Below are 2,257 nucleotides of genomic sequence, written 5' to 3' on the forward strand. Positions count from 1 at the left end.
ACCTTTCAAAGCAAGGGGGCATTGCAGTAGGGGTTGTTTCTTTCGTTCCTTGCGATCGCTTCGACGTAAAATTATTGATTTACAAGCATTATAGTCTAATTTGGCCAGTTAAGTTGTGTAAGTCCCACTAGTAAAAAATTTACGCATAAATACTTGCTCTGATGATGACTCAATCACGGCAGCTATAATTTTCTTCTAAAATTCTGTCTCCTGTTTTCCCCTCCTGGGAGGGGCGAGGGGTGGGTTGTCTCGTGACTCCTTCTTCGGTTGCTACATTTTGTGGTGCGGAATGTGGGCTAGATAATTAAAGCCTTCTTCCTTCTGCTATATTAGAAATTTTATCAAGGATGAGGTACACCCGTGGCGAGCAAGATGCTCGCACAATAAAAGTTTTATTGGTAGTCGTACATTATCCGGCAATGTTTATTATGAGAACAGTGGGAACATCTTGCTCCCGTGCCTGGTATTACTTTTTGCTGTATACCATTACGCGAGCAGGATTACCATTTTATTTAAACTCCGTCTTTACAAGATTTAGTATGACTAGCACTTAACCATTGCTGAAATACCTCAAACCTGCCATCATCAGGATTAACAATACGATAAATTCGCAATCGCTTTTTCTGGTGAGTTTCTGTACGCAAACACTCCAAACTATAACCAATTTTATCCAAAAAACGCCGCACTATTGTAATCGGACTAGAATTTACCGCCAACCCTATCCCGACTATAGTTTTAATTGCTGCTCGGTTTGCTAAAGCGGTCTTGGCCAACAATTGCAAATCTTCATCAATATTTTTCAACTCCCGTTGCTTATCTTTCAACAATAGCGGTATTTTCAATAATTCCATCACCCCGATGGTTGCACCCAGTAAGCGATCGTTAAAATCAGGTATGAAAATATTTCCCTTGCCTAACTCCAAAATTGTTTTCGCTACCTCAGCATCTCGTGCTACTAAGTATTGTCGTCCTACGGTCATAAAATAATGTAGTTGCAACTGTTGATACCATCCAGCATCATCTTTTTCTACCAATTCAGAAGTTATGGGAATACTATAACGCAACATTAATTCAAATTTTCGTTGTTCCCGTTGTTGTTTGCTGGTTTTGGATAATCGCTTTTTGAGTTTTTGATACTCGGTTAAACTAATATTTCTGGCAGTAGCGATCGCCTCACATTCTGTCTGATAATTTTGCTTAATTACAGTAGCGATCGCTTCCTGTAAATCATTAATTTCTGTAAGTGTTTCTGATGATTTTTTGGCTTCTAAATTATTAGCTAAAACTTCTGGGGAAGCTTCGATAATATGATGTCCTTCGACTCGCAAAGCTTCTAAAATAGACTCTCGATATTGATTCATTCCTGCATTGAAACGAACCGCTATTTTTGCCCAACACAAAAAAGATTCTGCTTGAAAACCTGTTTCTATATCGTCCAAACTATCAAAATCTGATTGTTGTAATAGTCTAATATTGAGTTGAGTCAGACGTTGTTCGGAATTGAGCAAAGAAGTAATAGAAGTCGAACCATTACCAACTTGATTAAAACCAGAATTTGCTACCCATAAATATCTGGGAATATTCTCACGAACTCTACCCAAAGATTGACAAACTGAAGTTGCTCCTTGTACTCCTTGAGCAATAGCCCAAACTGAAGTGAAATGACCTTGAATATCAATACTAATTCCTGTTTCAATGGAGGGAGAAGCTAAGACAATATCATATTGTGGCAATACTTGATTTAATGATTTAATACAACCATAAGCAGGATGATTAGGTTCTGCTAAAGATTCTGAATCTATTCTGAGGATTTTTAAGTCAGGAAACTGTTTTTTTAGATAAGCTTCTAAAGCACGGGTTCCCCATTTACTGGTAATTTTTTGTGCTGACAAACACACCATTGGTTTGCCACCTTCACGGATATGTTTGTGTAAATCTGCTATTAATCTTTTGGGAGTAGTTTCTGGATAATTAAAAACTTGCCAAGCTTCTTTTTCTCCTGGTAGCCAATCATTTTGAATAATAAAAGGTTCTAATTTTACTCCTGCTAAAGCTTGTAGATAATCTATTGAAATATCGCTTAAGTCAGCATCAGCTATAAATACCTGACCGACACCTCCTAAAACATTTAGCATTAATGTTTTGAAAGACCTGAGAATTTCTACTCGGTTTTGCCGACAAGTATTAGAATTTAAACCATGCCAAATTACCTGTTCTATTTCATCAATAATTACCACTCCATTCGACCAATTTTCCG

General features: G+C 37.4%; 1 protein-coding gene. It reads right to left on the reverse strand.

Annotated features, from left to right (window positions below; translation table 11 throughout):
- Positions 1–512: 512 nt before the first annotated feature.
- The coding region (locus F6K13_RS29375; protein WP_287289323.1) for a plasmid replication protein, CyRepA1 family at positions 513–2,257 on the reverse strand (1,745 nt) is incomplete at its 5' end.

The sequence above is a fragment of the Okeania sp. SIO2B9 genome, from assembly GCF_010672505.1.
Classification (GTDB): domain Bacteria; phylum Cyanobacteriota; class Cyanobacteriia; order Cyanobacteriales; family Microcoleaceae; genus Okeania; species Okeania hirsuta.